The 18,164-nt window shown below is 73.8% G+C and carries 19 protein-coding genes and 2 pseudogenes; 6 read left to right on the forward strand and 15 right to left on the reverse strand.

Annotation, left to right across the window (positions count from 1 at the left end; all coding sequences use genetic code 11):
• Positions 1-63 precede the first annotated feature (63 nt).
• Positions 64-1,272: an alpha/beta hydrolase gene (locus AB0M16_RS06070; protein ID WP_365339243.1), complete on the reverse strand. Its 1,209-nt coding sequence runs from the start codon at positions 1,270-1,272 to the stop codon at positions 64-66.
• Positions 1,273-1,477: 205 nt separating this feature from the next.
• On the opposite strand from AB0M16_RS06070, the gene AB0M16_RS06075 reads away from it, so the two are divergent.
• Entirely contained in the window at positions 1,478-1,678 is a 201-nt protein-coding gene (locus AB0M16_RS06075; RefSeq protein WP_365339244.1) for an antitoxin, read from the forward strand.
• A 139-nt stretch (positions 1,679-1,817) separates the two neighbouring features.
• Here AB0M16_RS06075 and AB0M16_RS06080 read toward each other — a convergent pair whose 3' ends face one another.
• On the reverse strand, positions 1,818-2,408 hold the full coding sequence (locus AB0M16_RS06080) for a type 1 glutamine amidotransferase domain-containing protein (protein ID WP_365339246.1): 591 nt from the start codon (positions 2,406-2,408) through the stop codon (positions 1,818-1,820).
• Positions 2,409-2,674: 266 nt separating this feature from the next.
• Between AB0M16_RS06080 and AB0M16_RS06085 the strand changes: the two genes are divergently transcribed.
• Entirely contained in the window at positions 2,675-3,529 is an 855-nt protein-coding gene (locus tag AB0M16_RS06085) for a SigB/SigF/SigG family RNA polymerase sigma factor (RefSeq protein ID WP_365339489.1), read from the forward strand.
• A gap of 174 nt (positions 3,530-3,703) precedes the next feature.
• Here AB0M16_RS06085 and AB0M16_RS06090 read toward each other — a convergent pair whose 3' ends face one another.
• The 3 genes from AB0M16_RS06090 to AB0M16_RS06100 form a co-directional block, all read right to left on the reverse strand.
• Positions 3,704-4,195, reverse strand: coding sequence for a hypothetical protein (locus AB0M16_RS06090; protein WP_365339248.1), 492 nt, complete (start codon positions 4,193-4,195; stop codon positions 3,704-3,706).
• 324 nt (positions 4,196-4,519) lie between these two features.
• Complete coding sequence (locus tag AB0M16_RS06095; protein ID WP_365339251.1) at positions 4,520-4,675, reverse strand: hydrophobic protein; 156 nt, start codon at positions 4,673-4,675, stop codon at positions 4,520-4,522.
• Positions 4,676-4,720: 45 nt separating this feature from the next.
• A complete protein-coding gene (locus AB0M16_RS06100) occupies positions 4,721-5,326 on the reverse strand; it encodes an SRPBCC family protein (protein WP_365339253.1) in 606 nt (201 codons plus the stop codon).
• A gap of 662 nt (positions 5,327-5,988) precedes the next feature.
• Between AB0M16_RS06100 and AB0M16_RS06105 the strand changes: the two genes are divergently transcribed.
• Positions 5,989-6,270, forward strand: coding sequence for a hypothetical protein (locus AB0M16_RS06105; RefSeq protein WP_365339255.1), 282 nt, complete (start codon positions 5,989-5,991; stop codon positions 6,268-6,270).
• Positions 6,271-6,317: 47 nt separating this feature from the next.
• Here AB0M16_RS06105 and AB0M16_RS06110 read toward each other — a convergent pair whose 3' ends face one another.
• The 6 genes from AB0M16_RS06110 to AB0M16_RS06135 all read right to left on the reverse strand — a co-directional run bounded on the left by AB0M16_RS06110 (position 6,318) and on the right by AB0M16_RS06135 (position 13,625).
• Positions 6,318-7,697, reverse strand: coding sequence for an amidohydrolase (locus AB0M16_RS06110; protein WP_365339257.1), 1,380 nt, complete (start codon positions 7,695-7,697; stop codon positions 6,318-6,320).
• 259 nt (positions 7,698-7,956) lie between these two features.
• Complete coding sequence (locus AB0M16_RS06115) at positions 7,957-8,586, reverse strand: GntR family transcriptional regulator (protein ID WP_365339491.1); 630 nt, start codon at positions 8,584-8,586, stop codon at positions 7,957-7,959.
• 285 nt (positions 8,587-8,871) lie between these two features.
• Positions 8,872-9,123 (reverse strand): EF-hand domain-containing protein, encoded by a 252-nt coding sequence (locus tag AB0M16_RS06120; protein WP_365339259.1) that lies wholly within the window; start codon positions 9,121-9,123, stop codon positions 8,872-8,874.
• A 169-nt stretch (positions 9,124-9,292) separates the two neighbouring features.
• A complete protein-coding gene (locus AB0M16_RS06125) occupies positions 9,293-11,953 on the reverse strand; it encodes a hypothetical protein (protein ID WP_365339261.1) in 2,661 nt (886 codons plus the stop codon).
• Between the two features lie 524 nt (positions 11,954-12,477).
• On the reverse strand, positions 12,478-12,957 hold the full coding sequence (locus tag AB0M16_RS06130) for a DUF1772 domain-containing protein (protein WP_365339263.1): 480 nt from the start codon (positions 12,955-12,957) through the stop codon (positions 12,478-12,480).
• Positions 12,958-12,962: 5 nt separating this feature from the next.
• A complete protein-coding gene (locus AB0M16_RS06135) occupies positions 12,963-13,625 on the reverse strand; it encodes a maleylpyruvate isomerase family mycothiol-dependent enzyme (protein ID WP_365339265.1) in 663 nt (220 codons plus the stop codon).
• Positions 13,626-13,696: 71 nt separating this feature from the next.
• On the opposite strand from AB0M16_RS06135, the gene AB0M16_RS06140 reads away from it, so the two are divergent.
• Positions 13,697-14,614, forward strand: coding sequence for a LysR family transcriptional regulator (locus tag AB0M16_RS06140; RefSeq protein ID WP_365339267.1), 918 nt, complete (start codon positions 13,697-13,699; stop codon positions 14,612-14,614).
• A 30-nt stretch (positions 14,615-14,644) separates the two neighbouring features.
• Here AB0M16_RS06140 and AB0M16_RS06145 read toward each other — a convergent pair.
• The 3 genes and pseudogenes from AB0M16_RS06145 to AB0M16_RS06155 all read right to left on the reverse strand — a co-directional run.
• Positions 14,645-15,179 (reverse strand): annotated as a pseudogene (locus tag AB0M16_RS06145) (transposase); the annotation flags it as partial.
• A gap of 67 nt (positions 15,180-15,246) precedes the next feature.
• Positions 15,247-15,750 (reverse strand): NUDIX hydrolase, encoded by a 504-nt coding sequence (locus tag AB0M16_RS06150; protein ID WP_365339269.1) that lies wholly within the window; start codon positions 15,748-15,750, stop codon positions 15,247-15,249.
• Positions 15,747-15,881 carry a hypothetical protein gene (locus tag AB0M16_RS06155; protein WP_365339271.1) on the reverse strand — a complete coding sequence of 45 codons (135 nt, stop codon included), beginning with the start codon at positions 15,879-15,881 and terminating at the stop codon, positions 15,747-15,749. The genes AB0M16_RS06150 and AB0M16_RS06155 overlap by 4 nt, the downstream gene beginning before the upstream one ends.
• Positions 15,882-16,113: 232 nt before the next feature.
• Between AB0M16_RS06155 and AB0M16_RS06160 the strand changes: the two are divergent.
• Positions 16,114-16,797 (forward strand): annotated as a pseudogene (locus AB0M16_RS06160) (aldo/keto reductase); the annotation flags it as partial.
• Between the two features lie 9 nt (positions 16,798-16,806).
• Here AB0M16_RS06160 and AB0M16_RS06165 read toward each other — a convergent pair.
• Entirely contained in the window at positions 16,807-17,292 is a 486-nt protein-coding gene (locus tag AB0M16_RS06165) for a VOC family protein (RefSeq protein WP_365339273.1), read from the reverse strand.
• Positions 17,293-17,503: 211 nt separating this feature from the next.
• On the opposite strand from AB0M16_RS06165, the gene AB0M16_RS06170 reads away from it, so the two are divergent.
• Positions 17,504-18,079, forward strand: coding sequence for a PadR family transcriptional regulator (locus AB0M16_RS06170; RefSeq protein WP_365339275.1), 576 nt, complete (start codon positions 17,504-17,506; stop codon positions 18,077-18,079).
• The last annotated feature ends 85 nt before the right edge of the window (positions 18,080-18,164 follow it).

An 18,164-nucleotide genomic window follows, 5' to 3' on the forward strand; every position in this document is an offset into this window, starting at 1 on the left:
ACCCTCGGCGTCGCCAAGGGTGTCTCGCCGGTCAGGTCGGGCTCGCGCCCGGTCGACGGGACGCTACGGCTGCTGGAACCGCACCTCCGGATGGGCGGCGCTCGGCCCGGCCAGCAACGCCTGCGGGACGCCCTTCAGGTGCGCGTCGAAGAACGCGCCGAGGTAGGCCCGCGTCACCGTCAGCGCCCGGTCCGCCGGGATGGGGCCGGCCGGCAGGCCGAAGTGACGCTGGATCACCGGCGCGTCCGAGAACGTGAAGTGGTCGGAGCCCGCCACCGTCAGCCAGCGCTTCCAGCCGTCGAGCGCCCTCCAGGTGGTGTCCCAGGTGGTGTCCGTGCCGCCCGGACGGTGGGTCTCGTCGTCCGTGCCCAGGAAGAGGAACGGGCGCCCGCCCAGACCGCCCGCCGGCAGCGTGTCCCAGAAGGCGCCGTCCATGTTCACCCCGGCGTCGATCCGCCGGTCCGCGAGCATCGCCGCCGCGGCGCTCGCGCCGCCGATCGAGTGCCCGGCCATACCGATCCGGGTCCGGTCGATGGTCCGCGCGTACGGCCAGGCCGGTCGCGGACCGGTCAGCCGGTCGAGCACGAACCGCACGTCGGCCGCCCGGGCCGCCGTGACGTCGCCGCCCTTCGCCCGGCCGTCCTCCAGGGCTTCGCAGGCCACGCACGTGAGGATCCGCCCGCCCGGCACCGCGGTGCCCGAGGTCTCGTAGGCGTGGTCGACGGACGCGACGACGTAGCCCCGCGAGGCGAGCTCGACGGCCAGGTTCGTGAGCGTGAACCTCGGCACCCCGAACCCCGGCGACAGCAGCACCAGCGGATGCCGCCCCGGCGCGGGCCGCACGTCCTTCGCGCTGTAGGTGCCCATGCCGGCGAGCGCGCTCACGGACGCCGGGTCCGTGACGCCGACGCCCTCCAGGACACGCCGGGCCTCCTCCCGGGTCGCGTACGGAGCCGACGGCCCGGCCGTCCTGCGGGCCGCCGGATAGTGCAGCGTCACCATGAGTTCGCGGCCGTCGGCCTCGGGCACCCAGGGGTCGGGACGCGACCGGTCGACGAGATGGAGCACGGAGGTCCCCACGCCGGACTTCCCGGTGGGAGCCGGAAGCGCGAGCGGCCCGACGGAGTCGGGAGGGGGGAGAGCGCCGGGGGAGGCGGCAAGGGCGGAGACGGGCGGCGCGGGGGTGGCCGCCGTCGCGGGCAGGGCGGTCGCCGGTAAGGCGACCGCGCAGGCGAGAAGGGCGGCCGCGGCCGCCCGAGTCGGTGTGAGCATGCCCAGGACGCTACGGCGGCCGCCGCGCGACCCGCGTCAGACCACGGTCGGAACCCCGGGCACCGGCGTACCCCCGGAGAGGGACGCCCCCGTACCCCGCACGTCGCGTGCACCCCGGCGTCGGGGTGCCGGCGGTTGCGGATGCGGCCCACGGCGGGGTCCGGGATCATGTACGGGACAGGGGGGCCACTCTAGGAGGGCCGCGATGTCCATGATGGACAAGCTCAAGCAGATGCTCAAGGGCCACGAGGAGCAGGCCGGACAGGGCATCGACAAGGCCGGCGACTTCGTCGACGAGAAGACGCAGGGCAAGTACAGGAGCCAGGTCGACACCGGTCAGGACAAGCTCAAGCAGCAGATGGGCGGGTCGGCGCAGCAGCCCCCGGAGGAGCCGCCGCAGCGGTGACGCGCGGCGGCCGGCAGGCCCCGGTCCGGACGCCGGTCGGCGCCCTCCCGGCGCGCATCCCGGCGGGACGGCGCCACCGGCACCACCGGCACCACGAGCTCCTCGCCGTCCCGCGGACGGCGAGGAGCTCGACGTTCCTTCACCCGGTGACGGCCCGGCTCCCCGCGCCGGCGTGGGCGGCCCGCTCCAGGACGTCGACGATCGCCGCCGAGAAGGCGTCGAGGTCGGCAGGGCGGCGGGAGGTGATCAGCGGATGGCCGCCGGAGGTGTCGACGACCACCTTCCGGTCCCGCCAGTTCGCCCCCGCGTTCTCCAGGTCCGTACGCAGTGAGGGGTACGAGGTGATCTCGCGGCCGCCGACCACGCCGCTCTCCAGGAGGAGCCAGGGGCCGTGGCAGATGGCGGCGACGGGCTTGCCGGCCGCCGCGAAGGCCGCGACCAGACGTTGCGCCTGACCGTCGGTGCGCAGCCGGTCGGCGTTCACCGTGCCGCCGGGCACGACGACCGCGTCGTACTCCGCCGGTGCGGCCTGGGCCAGGGTGGTGTCCGGTTCGACGACGGCGCCGGGCCGGCGGTCGGAGACCAGCGTGAGAACGGGCTCGTCGCGCTTCGCGGCCACCGTGACGTGGGCGCCCGCGCTGCGCAGGTGCGCCATCGGTCTCTTCAGCTCGTCCTGCTCGATGCCGTAGTTCGTCGTCAGGAAGAGGACATGCGTGCCGTCGAGCGTCACGATCGCTCGCTCCTTCGATGTCCGCGGTGTCGGTGGCGGGTGCCGGTGGCCTTTCGCGAAGAGGCCTTCCACCAGCCGCTGCCCGGGCCGTCGGGGTTCATGCGGCATATCGTGTCAAAGCGGTGCAAACAGGGAATCATCTCTTCAGGACGCTCGACCGACGGACCCCGCCGTACGCGGCGCAGGCCCACCGCCACCGTCGAAGGAAACGCATGTCCTCCTCCACGCTCCGTTCCACGCCCGCTCCCCCCTCGTCCGGTGCCGCGATGCGGCGCGACGCGCTGCACGGCCTGCCCGAGGTGGACCGGCCGACCCAGGTCTCCACGGACCGGGCCCAGACCTTGTCCGCGGCCCTGCTGGCCCGACTGCGAGAACTGGAGCCGGGCACCCCCGAGCACGCCTACGTCCGCAACACCCTCGTGGAGCTCAACCTCAGCCTCGTGCGGTTCGCCGCACGCCGGTTCCGGAACCGGCCCGAGCAACGGGAGGACATCGTCCAGGTCGGCACGATCGGCCTGATCAAGGCGATCGACCGCTTCGACCCGTCGCGCGGCATCGAGTTCTCGGCCTTCGCGCTGCCCACCGTCGTCGGCGAGATGAAGCGGTTCTTCCGCGACACCAGCTGGGCGGTCCGGGTTCCCCGACGCCTCCAGGAGCTCCGCATCGACCTGGCCAAGGCGGGCGACGCCCTGGAGCAGCGGCTGGGGCACCGCCCGACCCGCGCCGAGGTCGCCGCCCACCTGCACCTGCCCGAGGACAGCGTCGCCGAGGGCGAACTGGCGGCCCGCGGCTACACGGCGCGGTCGCTGGACGTCTCCGTCGCCGACGACGGCGACACCCCGCACGTCGGCCCGAGCCGGCTCGCCGCCTCGGAACCCTCCTACGAGCTCATCGAGGACTTCGCCTCCCTGAAGCCCCTCATCGCCCGCCTCGACGAGCGCGACCGGCGCATCCTGGCCCTCCGCTTCGGCGAGGACCTCACACAGGCCGAGATCGGCGAGCGCCTCGGCCTCTCCCAGATGCACATATCCCGCCTGCTCACCCGCATCCTCGCCGAGCTCCGTACGGGCCTGCTGACGGACGCGCCCGAAGAGCGCACGGCCACCACGAAGGCCACCTGACCCGCCCCGCCCTCCCGGTGCTCCTGGGCTCCCGCCCCGGAGCACCGGGAGGTGTGCGCGGGGGAGCACCGGGAGGTGTACGCGCCGGGAGGTGTCGCACGGGAGACATGCGCACCGGGAGGTGTCGCACGGGAGACATGCGCACCGGGAGGTTGTGCGCATCGGCCGGTCCCGTCAGGCGGCGGCTCCGGGCACCACCGGGTCCGGCGGCTCCGGTGCGGTCGCCATGGGGCGGGGCGTCATGGGCTCGTGCGGCGGGGCCGGCAGGTGCTCGACCATGAGACGGTGGCGCTCGAACGCCAGCTCCCGGCCGTCGGCGTCGGTGAACCGACCCGTCACCTCGTAGACCCCGCAGTGCGCCCGTCCCACCGGCAGCCGCTCCGCCGGCAGCCGGACCTCGTACGGGCCGCCGGGACGGAAACCGCCGAGGACCGTCCTGGTGCTCGCGATCGTCACCCCGTCCCACGCCCGGGTGTCCTCGAAGGCCAGGCCGTCGATCTCCTGGCCGAGCCGGAAGGTGAGACCCACACTGACCACGGCGCCTTCCGGAAGCACCAACGGCTCCCTTTCCACGGTGTCCCGCAAGGGCACTTCGACGGGTCCCAGCCCCTCCGTGTGCAGGCACACGCCCAGCAGGGTGAAGTCCTTCGCGACCTGGTCTTTCACGACGGGTCACCGCCTTTCGGAACGGGGGCGGTGTGCCGGGCCGGTGCCGCGCAGGGCGAGGGCCGCGAGCGCCGACGCTCCCACCGTCGCACCCGCGACGGCCCGGCCGGCGGCCGGTGGCGGGCGAGAGCGGTATACGGCGAGTGTACGGCGGCCGCGGTTCCGAAGGCCCGGTGGTGCGCCGCGGTCCCGGCCGCGGACACCGTCGAGGGGTATCCGGCCCCGGACCGCGCCCCCGCCCGGAACCACGCGACGGCCCACCACGGGATCATGGCCGTGGTGCTTCGTGGAGCGGTGCTCGCGCCGCCGTGGCGCCCGCGCGGCTCACCACCGGTACCACCGGCTGCCGCCGGCGCGCAGCAGGAAGCCGAGCAGCCACACCACGAGCAGGGCGATGGCGATCCACCACAGGAGGTGGAGGGCGAAGCCGCCACCGAACAGGAGCAGGATCACCAGCAGGACGAGAAGAATCGCGAGCATGACGGGCCTCCTTGCACCGGCCGGTCGTCCGCGCGGGGTCGCGCACTACATGTGGCCCGGGGGGACGGGGTCGGGCGGCGGGTTGCCGGAGGACGCCGGGGGCGCCGAGGACACCGGCGGTGCCGGGGGCTCCGAGGGAGCCGGGGCGGCCGCGGACGCCGGGGTCTCCGCAGGCGCGTCCGGGGTTTCGGGCGGGGCGTCGCCGGGGCGGAGCCTGCCGCGCCAGCCGCCGGTGGCCCGCCCGCGGTCCTCCATGAACGTCTTGAACCGGTACAGGTCCCCCTGCACGCGGCTGTCGACCATGCCCAACGCGGCCCCGGCCCTGTCGGTCAGGGACTGCGGCTCGACGTCCATCGCCAGGCTCACCCGGGTGTGGGCGTCGTCGACGCGCCGGAACGTGACCACGCCCTTCTGCCGTACGTCACCGCCCACCGTGCGCCAGGAGATGCGTTCGTCGGGGAGCTGGTCGACGATCTCGGTGTCGAACTCGCGGGTCACCCCGGCGACCTTGGTCCGCCAGTGGCAGAGCCGGTCGTCCACCTGCCGGACCTCTTCGACGCCGTCCATGAAGCGGGGGAACTCCTCGAACTGGGTCCACTGGTCGTACACCTGCCGGAGGGGAGCCTCCACCTCGATCGTGTCGTGCACCATCGCGGGTCATCTCCCTCGGTCGGCGCGGTTCCCGTCGCCTGCGCGGCTACCCCCGAGCGCGTTCGGTAACCGTCGCCACGGGACCCGGGCGGACGGGACCGAGGGGCGGTCGCTCGCCGCCCGCGGGTCGCCCGGCGCGCGCCGGGCGCGTCGAGCATCGACGGCTTCCCGGTCCATGCCGGGCTCCCGCGGGACCGGTACGTGGCCGCCCGCTCCGGTTGAACTCCCGGCGCGCGGAATCCTCTTGACGTGCTGCCGACAGCCGGACCGCGGCCCGATCACCGGCCCGCGCGGCCGTTCCCCGCGCTCCGTCCGACGCCTCGCGCTGGTGCGCGCGCACGTCGACCGGGGGTCCCCGTCGGCCCACCTTCAGGACCCGTGTCGGCGAAGGCGGACCGCGCCCCGGCTCCTGGGGCGCACGTGACGTGGGAGTGCGATCACGGGGGCGTCTGCCTAGCCTGTTTCCTACGCGCCCGCCGAGGCGCCGCCGGGGCCGTGGAGGGCCCCGTTCGTCAGCCCGCTCGTGACGTGGCGGGAGATCCTCCCCGACACGCCCCGTGGAAGGATGCATGCAGCACGTTTCTCCCGATACTTGGTGAGCCGCCTGTCCTGACCTCCCCGTCGCGTGGCGGGGCCCACCGCGCGGCCGGAAGGAGATCGTCATGCTCATCAGTCACGCCTTCGAGGACGGCGTTCTGCACGTGTCGCTCCTGCGCGACCTCGACGTCACCAGCCGGGCAGCGGCGTTCCTGGAGACCGAGGCCCTCCTCCACTCCCACCGGCCACGGCTGGTCCGGGTCCAGCTCCCGACCGCCGACCCGTCGCCCGCCTCACTGAGCGCGCTGTCCCGGGCCCGGCGGCTCTGCGAGGCCCTCGGCATCCCGCTCACGGTGGTCGGTCCCATGAAGGTCCCGCGCCGGCCGCCCCACCCCACGGCGGCGTAGGACGGGGCGAGGTGTAGGACGGGGCGGCGCGGTCCGACCCGGTCGGCTCAGGCCAGGAACTCGCCGTCGCGGGCCACCACGAGCCCGCCGTGCACGACCACGTCCCGCCGCGGCATGTCCACCACGACCTGCGGCAGGCACTCGCCCCGCACGAGGACGAAGTCGGCCGGCGCGCCGGGCGCGAAGTCGGCGTGCGGGAGGCGCATGACGTCCGCACCGCCGTGCGCGGCCACGCGGTAGCAGTCGGCGAGTTCGTCGTCGAGCCGGACGTCCGTCACCCAGCCGAGGATGTGCGCGCGGTGCAGCATGTCCGCGTCGCCGAACGGGCTCCACGAGTCGCGCACACCGTCGGAGCCGAGCCCCACCCGGACGCCGTGCTCGCGCAGCTTGGCGATCGGCAGCACGAGCGAGTCCGACGGCGCGACCGTGGTCAGGGCGATGTCCAGCTCGCCCAAGTCGGCAGCGACGGAGGCGAGTTCGCCGTCCGACAGGGCGGGCAGGCAGAAGACGTGGCTGACCGTCACCTTGCCCGCCAGACCCAGGGCGCGCGTGCGGTCGATGATGCCGCGCAGGGTGGTGACGCCCTTGGCGCCGCGGTCGTGCAGGTGGATGTCCACGCCGGTGCCGTGGCGCTCCGCGATCCCGAAGACGAGGTCGAGCTGCTCGTCGAGCGCCTGGTCGAAACCGAGGGGGTCGATGCCGCCGATCATGTCGACGGCCCCGCTGCGCGCCGCCTCCTCCAGGAGCCGCGCCGTACCCGGGGTGCGGATCACGCCGTGCTGCGGGAACGCCACGATCTGTACGTCGAGCGCGTGACGCAGCCGCTCGCGGGCTTCGTTCAGGCCCTCCACACCGGCCAGACCGTAGGCCGGGGCGACGTCGGCGTGCGCCCGCATGGCCCGGGTGCCGCGGGCGACGGCGTCGGACATCAGGCCGTACGCGCGCTCCGCGACCGGGCGGCGCTGACTGCGGAACAGCTCCACGTCCTGGGCGACGTAGTCGGCGATGGCGCTCGCGGGCTTGCGCGACACCCAGGAACCGCCCCAGGTCGTCTTGTCGGGGTGGATGTGCGCGTCCACGAGCGACGGCAGCGCGATCCGCCCGCCGCCGTCGACCACCTGCGCGCCCCGGGGCGCGGGCCCGTCGGTGACGCGTCCGTCGACCACCACGAGGTCCTGGGCCCGCGCCTCTCCGAAGGGGCGCACATCGCGGAACACCACGGCCCGGGCCCGCCGCCCGGCGCCGTGTGCGGTGACCGGGGCAGCGGCGGAGCCGGGGGAGGGCGCGGCCTCGGCCGGAGCGGCGGACGCGCCCGTCGCGGCCGTCGTGCCGGCGAGGGCGGCGGCGCCGGCGAGCACGGTGCGGCGAGAGAGCGAGCCGACGGAAGAGACGGACGACGAGGCAGCGGCGGCGGAGGAGGACTGCATCGGGGCTCCTTGGATGCGGAGGCGGGGGCTCCCCATTTTGTATACCAAGCTCACGCGAGTGGACAAGGGTCATCGCATCCAACAGGGATTTCCCGGGGATGGTGGATGTTCTCGGCGTTCTTGGTATACAAATAGCGGGGCAGTGGTGGCGTCCCACCCTGGCCACGGCCTCCGCCACGGCCTCGCGGAGGCCTCCGCCGCTGCCCCGCCGAGGCCTCGGCCACGGCCCTCGCCGGAGCCTGGCGCAGCCGTCCCTCGCTCAGGCCGCCCCGAAGAGGGTGCGCAGGGCGACCGTCCTGCTGTCGCGTACGTGCAGCAGCGTGCTCGCCGCCGCGGCCTCCGCGTCGCCGGCCGCGATGTGCCGGTGCATCTCGGTGTGCTGGGCCCGCATGTGCGCGGGCTCCGCACGCAGCCCGAAGAGCAGGCGCAGCTGCCAGCTCAGCTGCTCCATCGTGCGCGCGAGCAGCGGATTCCCGGCCATGGCCACGACACCCTCGTGGAACGCCGTGTGGGCGGCCACCTCGCGCGGCCCCTCGCCCTCCGCCGCCGCGGACTCCGCCTGCCGCAGCGTCGCCTCGAGACGGGCGAGCTCCTCGGTGGCTCCGGCGGCCACCGCCCGCGCCGCCAGTCGCGACGCCTGGACCGCGAGGGGTTCCCACACCTCGTACAGGTGCTCCACGTCGGCGCGCTCCAGGCGCCGCACGCGGACGCCGCTGTGCGGCAGCAGTTCCAGGAGCCCCTCCGCCACCAGCGCGCGCAGCGCCTCGCGCACCGGGACGCGCGACATGTTCAGCTCCTCGGCGACCTCCCGCTCGACCAGCCGCGAGCCCTGCGCGTACCGCCGGTCGACGATCCGCTGCAGCACCGCCTCGCGGGCCTGCGCGCTCAGCGACGGGGCGGCCCCGCTCGTGCGGGGGCCGCCCTCCGCGCCGCTGACTCCCGCCGCCGTGTCCCCGCTGCTGCCGTCCGCCACCTGCTCCGACCTCTTCACGTCCACTTCCGTCCCTCGCCGCGCGTGCCCGCCGAGAATACGTCCGCCCGGCGGCGCCCACCGCCCGGCGGGCGCGGCCCGGACGCCGGGCTCCGCGCCCTTCTCCCGCGCCGGGGCAGGACGGGTGCACGCGAATCCGGATCGCAGCCGCCGACCCCCCGGCCGCACCTGCGCCCCGGCGCGTCACCAGCCGAAGCGGCGGTCCACGATGGCCGCGAACTCCTCGAAGGACAGGACGCGGTCGCCGTTCTTGTCGGCCTCGTCGAACAGCGCCGAGGAGTCGTCGGCGTCGCCCACGCCCCAGACCGGGATCACGCCCTGCGCGGCGAGGGTCGGGCCCTTGGACCGGAGGGCGGCGATGACCTCGGCGCGCGTCAGGGTCCCGTCCTGGTCGAGGTCGAGCGCGTCGAAGAGGATCCGGGCCTTGTCGCTCATCGTGTGTCCTGTTCCGCTGTGTGCTCCGGCCGCCGGGCCGGCCGACGCGTGTCGTGCGGAAGGACGCCGGAGCGGCCCCCGGAGTTGCCTCCGGCGGCCACCGGACCCGGACCGGGGTCCGGTGGCCGCCGAACGTCCACCTACGACGTTACGCCGTCACGCGCCACCGTCACGGCGCGTTCCGCACGGTGCCCGTGAACTCGGGTCCCCGCACCCGCTCCCAGTTCCCGTCGTAGGTGAACATCGCGGCCCGCAGCGACTCCGTCGGCTCGGCGACGTCGTCCTTGACGGTGGGCACCCGCACCTCGGTGCTCGTCTGCCCGGCGGGCACCGAGAACGCCGCGTACGCGCCGGCCTCGACCGGCTGGGACAGCGGGCGGGGCGGATCGGGCACGGCGTAGAAGGTGTCCTGGACCCAGCGCTGGTCGGCGTCGGCCGTCGACAGCTCCGTGCCGTCGGTGACCGGCAGGAACTCGATCCCGCCCGTGATCTCGGCGTCGGCGGCCGTGGACAGCGCCACCCGCCAGGTCAGGGCGTCGCCCTCGGCCACGGCGTCGGCGACGGGTGTCAGGGTCACCTCGGGCATCGGGTCGTCGTTCCGCGCGGTCACGCCGCCGCGATGCGCGCCGACCACGGCGCCGCGCACCGCCTTGACGAAGGCGTCGTGCGTCTCGTCGTAGCCGTACCGGCCGTTCCCCCTCACCTCGACCGGGACGTCGATGTCCTGGCGGCCCGGACGGACCGTGACCAGGCGCGAGGTGACCTCGTCGGTGCCGGGCTTCGGGACGAACAGGCGGACCTGGCCGCTGCCCTTGCCGGACACCCGCACCGGAACCCGGTAGGTGCGGACCCCGGAGTCGCCCTCGTCGACCGTCAGCCGACCGACGTCCACGCGCGCCAGCGCGGCCGGTCGCACCGCCGGGGTGCCGGGGCGCCAGCCCCAGGCGTCGACGAGCCAGGCGCGTCCGGTGGCGGTGCGCGGGGTCACCTCGAGCGCCCCGATCCGCTGGAGGTCCAGGCCGGCACGGGCGGCGGCGGCCAGCGGCACACGGACCTCGCGGGCCCAGTACGAGGCGGTGCGCTCGGTGCCCGGCATGCCGTCCACACGGACCCGGCCGAGCTGCGCGCGGCGACCCGACGCGTCGGTCACGGCGACGTCCAGGACGGTGCCGGTGCTGTTGGGCGGCACGATGAGGCGCATGGCCAGGGACTCGGCGCCCGCCAGGGACACCGGCCGTACGGAACGGACCGCGACCGGCGTGCCCGCGCGGGTCCAGTGCAGCGCGACGGCGTCGCGGTCCGGCTCGGCAGAGGTCTCCCAGTACGCGAAGTGCGGTGACCGGCCGGCCTCGTCGGGCGACAGGCAGGACTTGGCGGCGTCGGGGTCGATCTGCGCGCACAGCCGGCCCGCGCCGGCCACCGTGAGCGACGGGCCGGGCAGGAACGCGGGGGTGCGCTGCGCGCCGACGGCGTTCGTGACGACCCGGGCCGGGTCGGCCGAGGGGGCTCGGCGGCCGGTGCCGTCGAGCAGCGGACGGATCCGGTCGTCGCCGTCGACGAACAGCCGGGCGGCCGCCGCGATGTAGGTGGCGCCCGCGGCCTGCTGCTGGGGGGCGGTCAGGCGGGTGCGCGTCCCGGGGGAGCAGACCGGGTCGGCGCCGTCCTCGGACGAGAAGTCGTCCATGGCGAACGCCTTCGCCTGTCCCGGGGTCCACTCGCTGTTGAAGTAGTTGTGGTTGGCCCCGACCATGTAGACCGAGCTGTGCAGCGCGGTGCCCTGGCTGATGCCGCGGGTGCCGTCGGCGTAGATCTGTCCTTGGAGGTCGGCCACGTCGCCGTCGCACCCCGGCAGGATCGTCGCGGACGGCACGTCGGGCGCCGGGTTGTGACCGAAGATCGTGGGGCCGATGAGGACGTTGCCGCGGATCTTCCAGCGCACGGGGCCGCGGTACCCGTCCTGATCGGCGGGCGGTGCGTAGAGGCTGTCGACCGCGGCCCGGTTGACGCCCTCACCGCCGCGCGAGTGGCCGACGAGCAGGACGCGCGACAGGTCCGCCGCCGCGATCCCGCGCACGGCGGCCGGGGCGGCCGTGGGCTTCGCGGCCCAGTCGGCCCAGCGCGCCAGGTGCAGCCGGACCAGGGACGAGCGGGCCTGGGCGCCGCCGTCCTCGGCCCGGAAGTCCTGGCCGTTGATGCCGTTGGCTGATATGGACAGGGTCACGTACCCCTGGGAGGCCAGGAGCCGTTGGGCCTGCAGATAGCCCTGATGGCTCGGTATCGGCCGCATGCCGACCGGGCACGGCCACGCGCCGTTCACGTCCTCGGTGCCGGGCGTGTAGCAGGTGCCGTGCCGGCCGTGCAGGAAGAGGGCCACCGGCCGCTTCCCCGGGGCGTCGGCGGGACCCACCACGGCGGCGCGCATCTCGACGGGCTCAGGGAATCCGGGCAGGCGCACCGACGCGAGGGCGTACTCGCCGCTCACCGTGCGGTAACGGCCCGGCGTGCCGGGGTCGACGGGGTTGGCCGGCAGCGGGGTCTCGGCCCGAGCGACCGGCGGCGCCTGGGGACTCATGCGCGCCGAGCGGCCCGGGCCGGTCCCGTCCAGATCCCGGCCGCCGGCCGTCGCGCGCAGCCGCGTGCCCTCAGGGAACCGCTCGTCGCCGAGCGGCAGCCGGAAGGACCGGCCGTCCGGTAGCGCGACCGGATGGCCGAGGAGCCGCCCGTCCGCCCGGAACTCGACCCTGGCGTTCCCCATGGGGACCTGTTCGTCCGCCGTCCACACCAGGTGCCGGCCGGCGCCGGTCCCGGTGATCCGCCAGCCGTCGGGCATCCCGGGGTTCCCCTCCCGGGCTCCCGAGGGCGCCGCCGACGGCGACCCCGGCGACGGCTGGGCGTACGCCGGTCCTGGCGACGCGGTCGCCAACGCGAGTAGCGCCACGGCGGTGGTCACGCCGCGTGTGACACGTATCAAGACGTCTTCCTCACGATCCGAATCGTCGGGGCACCACCGGAAGACCCGACGTCGGACCCCCCGGTCCCTGGCGCCCCCCTCGATCCCGGAGGACGGGGGCGGAGACCGGGAGGTTGCGTGATGTGTCAGATATGGCTGATCTCTGATGTGGCGTCAGTGGCGTCAGTGGCGTCAGTGACATCAGTTGTGTCACTGACAGCAGCGATGACGACGGCCGTGGGCTGGAGGGCGTCTGCCCCTACGGGCCGTGGCTCCTTGACGGTTGCCGGTTGATCAGCCGCATCCGACGATCGGTGACCGATGCGATGCGGCGTGGAACGCCCTCCGCGGTGCGGGCTTGGCCAGGGTCGACGCATCGCTCTGCCGGGATGACCGCACGGGGTTCAGTGGTGCTCGGTCGTTCCTCTGCCTGCCTGGCGAAGGGCAACAGAGATCAGGAGGACGAACGCAGCTGCCGCGGTGCAGGTACGGGCGTCGTTGAACAGTTCCCAGCGGCTCAGGAACTCCGCATGGTCGGCCGGCGGCGCGGTGGCGGCCCACTGCTTGATGCGGCCGTTGATCGGGACGTTCCCGAACCGGGTGATCAGGAAGGACGCGACGGTCAGGAGCCCTGCGGTGGCTGCGAGGACGCGGGCTCGTCCGCGTGTCAGGGCGGCCAGGACGAGGGCACTGAGGGCCGAGACCGCCATCGCCCCCTGCACGGTGATCCCGTTCATCCTCATCAGCTCGCTGTGGAAGTCGAGCCTCATGTCGATCGGCACGGAATGGAAGGTGGGGACCAGGTTGGCTGCGCCGTAGCCGAAGGCTCCGGCGAGCAGACCGGTGGAGAACAGGGACAGACCCAGGAGGAGGCGGGTGCGCATCGGGTTCACGCCTCCTCGGCGGATCGCGTGAAACGGTTGATCGATTCTCCTCGCAGCCGGCCATCCGGAAGTCGGCGACCGTAGGCCAACAGCAGAAGGTCCTGTGCGGCGCCGAACACGGGTGAGCCGGAGCCGTAGGACCAGTCGAGGTCCTCGGCACACAGCTGCACCCCGGCAAGGTCGGCGCCGAAGAACTTCAGGCCGCTGGGCCGGATGTCGTTGAGCAGGATGCGCAGCCGGTTCTCGGGCACGCGCCGGTCGAGGCCGAGGGCGACGGTGATGTCCAGTCCGTGCACGACGTCGTGGCCGAGCGCAGCCGTGAGCCCGCCGACAGGTGGCGTCCAGGGATGGTGGGCGTTGTCCCGCAGGAAGGCGGCGAGCTCGGCGGTGGAGTGGGCGGCCGCATCCCTGCGCGCGACCCGATCGGTCATGCGGTGCAGGTTCCCGCGCGCCCTGACCAGTTCACCGAGCGTCGTGGGCAGGGAGAGCCGGAACCCCATCGACATGTGCGCCGTCACTTCGCGAACACGCCATCCCGCGCAGAGGCTCGGCTCGTTCCACTGGCCGGTTCGCAAGGTGTCGAACAGGTCGGCCAGTTCTCGGCGTTCCGCCGCGATCGCTGCCCTGACGTCGGCACTCTTCCCTCTGCGGGCTGTCGCGTTCTCCATGTGATCAAGCCTGCGGCCGACGGGCCGATAACGCCAGTAGATAGTTCTTCTGCGAACTAGAATCGCTGGTTATGGAACTCCGCCAGCTGCGCTACTTCGTCTGCGTCGTCGAGGAGGGCGGTTTCACCAGGGCCGCAGCCCGGCTGCATCTGGCCCAGCCCGGGCTCAGCGCCCAGATCCGCCAGCTGGAGAGGGAGTTGGGGCAGCCCCTTCTCGACCGCACCGGCCGGTCGGTGACGCCGACCGAGGTGGGCCGGGCGGTCCTGCCGTACGCCCGCGCCGCACTGGCCGCGGCAGAGTCGGTACGGCAGACGGTCGATGCGTACACGGGGCTGCTGCGCGGCCGGGTCACGCTCGGACTGGTCTCCGGCGCCACCGGCCACGCCTTCGACATCGCCGCTCTGCTCGCGGACTTCCACGACGCCCACCCCTCGGTGGAGGTGGCTCTCACCGAGGACGCCACGGAGCGGATGCAGGCCGCGCTCCTGGCCGGCGAGCTCGACATCGCCATCCTCGGAACGGCGGAGGAGGTGCCCCCGCCCGGAGCGGCTTTCCAGACGGTGATCGATGTCCCGCTGGTCGCCGCTGTCGCGCCCGGTGATCCGGTGCTGGACCGCGTCGACGGTGCGAGCGTCCCGCTCGCCGAGCTGCGGGACCGGCCGCTGATCTGCCTGCCGCGCGGCACCGGGGTGCGCACGACGCTCGAACGGGGCTGTGCGCAGGCGGGATTCCGGCCCCGCGTCGCCTTCGAGGCGGCAGCCCCCCACGTGCTTTCGCGGCTTGCCGCGCGGGGACTGGGCATCGCCGTGGTGCCTGCCGGTGAGGACGGGTCCCCACTCGACGGGCACCTTCGCACCCTGCGGATCGTTCGGCCCGAGATGCGTGCCCGCATCGTGCTGGCCTGGCAGTCCGGCGGCCCTGCGAGCCCCGCGGCCAGGGTTCTCCTCGACCGCCTGCGCGATGTCATCCCCAAGCCGTCCGCTTCCTAGGCTGCCTCCGATGCCGGTCATCGCCGTGCCCCAGCTGAGAAGGGCGGCGGGGTGGAGTGCGGCCTGATAGGCGATGGCGAGTCTGTCGCATCGCGTGGCCGGGCCGCGCCAGTGCTCGAGGCGGCTGATGCAGCGTTCGACGGTGTTCCGCTGCTTGTGGGCCTCGGGGTCGAAGCCGGGTGGTCGGCCGCCTCGGCGGCCTCGCCGCAGGCGGCGGACGACCTGGTCGGAGGGCTGTGGAACCATTGCGCGGATCCCGCGTCGGCGCAGGTGGGACCGGATGGCGCGGGAGGAGAGGCCCGGTCCGCGAGCACGGCCGACGGTCGTGTCCGTGGCCTGCCCGGCCCCGTCTCGCGGCACGCGGATGCGGGCCGCGACCGCTCGAAGGCCGGTGCGTCGCCGGCCTGTCCCGCGATGACGGTCAGGGCCGGGGGCCGTGCTTGGCCGTCCGCGGCGAGGTGGTGCGGTACTTCCATGCGATGGCCTCAAGGGTGCGACGGTGATCGGCCCACCGCCTGCCGCGGACCGGATCGGCCGGCATCAGCGGCCCGATCCCGCCCCACATCGCATCAGTGATCAGTCATCGGACGGACACATCCGATCAACTGACCGACCCATCAAAGAGACACGCTTCAGGCGTCCCAGTCCCAGGTGTCGAAATAGGCCGCCGTACCCGTGCGGCGGGCGTCCATCACGGCGGCGAGCCGGTCGAAGTCCCGCACCGGCATGAGATCACGCCACCGCTCCACCGGCAGGACCCGCACCTCGTCGTGCTCCTCGGGGGAGAGCGTGATCCCCGCGATCTGGCGGTCGGTCAGCCGGCCGCCGTCGAACACGTACCCCGCCGAAGCGTGCGGCCACGCCGCCCCCGGGAGCCCGAAGACCGCCGCCAGCATCCGCGGCGGCCCGGTCACCACGAGCCCCGTCTCCTCCTTCGTCTCCCGGACTGCGGTCTCCCACGGCCGCTCCCCGGCTTCCGCCGTGCCGCCCGCCCACTGCCAGGGGTGCTCCGGGCTGTAGACGGAACGCAACTGCACCGGCCGGTCCCGCTCGTCGGTGAAGAAGACGCACCCGAACACGGTCGCCTTCGGCAGCGACGCCGCGTACTCCTCGGTCGGCAGCCAGCTCTCGCTCACGCCGCACGTCCTTCCAGGGCGGGCGCGTCGCGCAGGTGCGCACGACACGGGCCGTGGCTGTCGACGATCAGCACGGGCGTGCTGGGGCCGTCCGTGCGGTGCTGCGCCGAAGCGGAGCCGGAAGCGGGCACGGCACTCACCTCTCCTCGGTTGCGGTCACGTGAGTTCTCGATGTCATCGGGACCAACGACCGGACGGCACCCTTCGACCTCACCTCTTTCGGACGATGTCGTGACGCGACACCCCGCCCGGCGCCCGGCGGGGCCCAGCGGGCCACCTGGTCGTCAGGGTCGGGGCGAGGGCCGCGCGGGCCGACGCGCCCGCCGCCGTCACGTCACCGTCAACGTCGTCGAAGGAGAAGCCATGACGCCCGCCGAGCACGCCACCGGATCCGCAGGCGGCCCGGCGGTCGAGCGATTCGGGCTGGGAACGGCCGCCGTAGGGCGTCCCGGCTACATCACCCTCGGACGCGACCTCGACCTGCCGGCCGACCGCGGCGTCCGGGCTCTGCGCGCCCGCACGCACGCCCTGCTCGACGCCGCCTACGCGGCGGGCGTGCGGTACTTCGACACGGCGCGTTCCTACGGCCGTGCCGAGGAGTTCCTCGCCGGGGGGCTCGACGCCCGGCCCGACGCCTCGGGCCAGGTGACGGTCGGGAGCAAGTGGGGCTACACCTACACGGCCGACTGGCACGTCTCCGGCGTGGCCGCGCACGAGGTCAAGGAGCACTCGGTGGCGGTGTTCGACCGTCAGATCCAGGAGACCCGGGCGCTGTTCGGCCGCAACCCCGACCTGTACCTGGTGCACTCGGTCACCCCGGACAGCCCGGCGCTCTCCGATCCCGCGCTGCACGCCCGGCTGGCCGGGCTGGCCGCCGAGGGCGTACGGGTCGGCCTCTCCACCAGTGGCGCGCGGCAGGGCGACACCGTGCGCGCCGCGCTGGAGGTGACGGTGTCGGGGACGCCGCTGTTCGCGGCCGTGCAGTCCACCTGGAACCCCCTCGAACCGTCGGCGGGACCGGCGCTCGCCGAGGCGCACGCCGCGGGATGGCGCGTGTCAACCGTCGTCCGACGGCGACTCCATGGACCGCATGGCCTCCTCGGCCCGCTTCTCCATCTCCTCCTCCGGAACGTCCTCGGTGTGCGTGGCGATGTTCCAGCGGTGGCCGAAGGGGTCCTCCAGCTGCCCGGTCCGGTCGCCGTAGAACTCGTCCCTGACCGCCCGCAACTCCTTGGCACCCCGGGCGAGCGCCTCGGCGAAGACCGCGTCGACGTCCTCGACGTAGACGTGCAGGGTGATGGGCGTGCCGCCGATCGCCTTCGGCGAGCGGAACTCCATCCCGGGGAACTCGTCGGCGAGCATCACGACCGAGTTGCCCAGTTCCAGTTCGGCGTGGCCGATCGTGCCGCCGGGGGCGGGCAGCCGCATGCGCTCGGTCGCGCCGAACACGGAGACGTAGAAGTCGATCGCGTCCGCGGCTCCGTCGATACAGAGGTACGGCGTGACGCGCGGATATCCCTCGGGGATGGGCCGGACGGCCATGGCTCCCGCCTTCCTGGCAGTGACAGTGAAAGTGTCAGTGACTGCGACCACTGATAGCCCGCACGCGCCGACCCGCGTGGGCGCCGCGCGGCAGTCCGTTCCCGGATACCCCGAAGGGCGGGCCGAGGGCGGGGCTCCCGTGGGGTGAGCCGTGTCTCATCGGAGCCGGTCCGCCTTGCTATGCAACTCGTTGCATAGCAGGATCGGCGGCATGGCGCTCGAACACGCGATCCTCGTCTCGCTGCTGGAGAAGCCGGGATCCGGTTACGAGCTGGCCCGGCGGTTCGAGCGGTCCATCGGCTACTTCTGGACCGCCACCCACCAGCAGATCTACCGCGTGCTCAAGCGCATGGAGAACGACGGCTGGGTGGAGGCCAGAGAAGTGCCCCAGCAGGGGCGGCCCGACAAGAAGGAGTACTCCGTCGCCGACCTCGGGCGGGCGGCGCTGTCCTCCTGGCTGGGCGAGCCGATCGAACCCGAGAGCGTCCGGCACGATCTCGCGGTCAAGATCCGGGGCGCCGCCTTCGACGACCCGGCCGCCCTCGTCCGCGAGGTCGAGCGGCACCGCCGGACGCACACCGAACGCCTCGCCCACTACCTCTCCGGCGAGACCCGGGACTTCACCGGACCCGATGCCCGCACACCGGCGCCCCCGGACGGCTCCCTCGACGCCGAGCGGGAGCTGCAGCACGTCGTGCTGCGCGGGGGCATCGCGTACGAACGCATGATGATCGCCTGGCTCGACGACGTCCTCGCCACCCTCGGCCGCTTCGGGCCCGGGCACTGACCTGGGGCTCGCCCCTGGACCGCGTTCCACCACCCGCAACCCTCGGCCGAGGGCTCCCGACCGAGCAGCCCCGGGTCGGAGACCT

Source organism: Streptomyces sp. NPDC051921 (genome assembly GCF_040680975.1).
In the GTDB taxonomy this organism is placed as follows: Bacteria; Actinomycetota; Actinomycetes; order Streptomycetales; family Streptomycetaceae; genus Streptomyces.

What these genes read in the sequence shown, in the direction of transcription:
- AB0M16_RS06075 (WP_365339244.1), top strand. Translation starts at nt 1,478, where the DNA reads ATGTCCATGATGGACAAGCTCAAGCAGATGCTCAAGGGCCACGAGGAG.
- AB0M16_RS06140 (WP_365339267.1), top strand. Translation starts at nt 13,697, where the DNA reads ATGGAACTCCGCCAGCTGCGCTACTTCGTCTGCGTCGTCGAGGAGGGC.
- AB0M16_RS06135 (WP_365339265.1), bottom strand. Translation starts at nt 13,625, where the DNA reads ATGGAGAACGCGACAGCCCGCAGAGGGAAGAGTGCCGACGTCAGGGCA.
- AB0M16_RS06170 (WP_365339275.1), top strand. Translation starts at nt 17,504, where the DNA reads ATGGCGCTCGAACACGCGATCCTCGTCTCGCTGCTGGAGAAGCCGGGA.
- AB0M16_RS06095 (WP_365339251.1), bottom strand. Translation starts at nt 4,675, where the DNA reads ATGCTCGCGATTCTTCTCGTCCTGCTGGTGATCCTGCTCCTGTTCGGT.
- AB0M16_RS06130 (WP_365339263.1), bottom strand. Translation starts at nt 12,957, where the DNA reads ATGCGCACCCGCCTCCTCCTGGGTCTGTCCCTGTTCTCCACCGGTCTG.
- AB0M16_RS06120 (WP_365339259.1), bottom strand. Translation starts at nt 9,123, where the DNA reads ATGAGCGACAAGGCCCGGATCCTCTTCGACGCGCTCGACCTCGACCAG.
- AB0M16_RS06110 (WP_365339257.1), bottom strand. Translation starts at nt 7,697, where the DNA reads ATGCAGTCCTCCTCCGCCGCCGCTGCCTCGTCGTCCGTCTCTTCCGTC.
- AB0M16_RS06070 (WP_365339243.1), bottom strand. Translation starts at nt 1,272, where the DNA reads ATGCTCACACCGACTCGGGCGGCCGCGGCCGCCCTTCTCGCCTGCGCG.
- AB0M16_RS06125 (WP_365339261.1), bottom strand. Translation starts at nt 11,953, where the DNA reads ATGCCCGACGGCTGGCGGATCACCGGGACCGGCGCCGGCCGGCACCTG.
- AB0M16_RS06105 (WP_365339255.1), top strand. Translation starts at nt 5,989, where the DNA reads ATGCTCATCAGTCACGCCTTCGAGGACGGCGTTCTGCACGTGTCGCTC.
- AB0M16_RS06100 (WP_365339253.1), bottom strand. Translation starts at nt 5,326, where the DNA reads ATGGTGCACGACACGATCGAGGTGGAGGCTCCCCTCCGGCAGGTGTAC.
- AB0M16_RS06085 (WP_365339489.1), top strand. Translation starts at nt 2,675, where the DNA reads ATGCGGCGCGACGCGCTGCACGGCCTGCCCGAGGTGGACCGGCCGACC.
- AB0M16_RS06165 (WP_365339273.1), bottom strand. Translation starts at nt 17,292, where the DNA reads ATGGCCGTCCGGCCCATCCCCGAGGGATATCCGCGCGTCACGCCGTAC.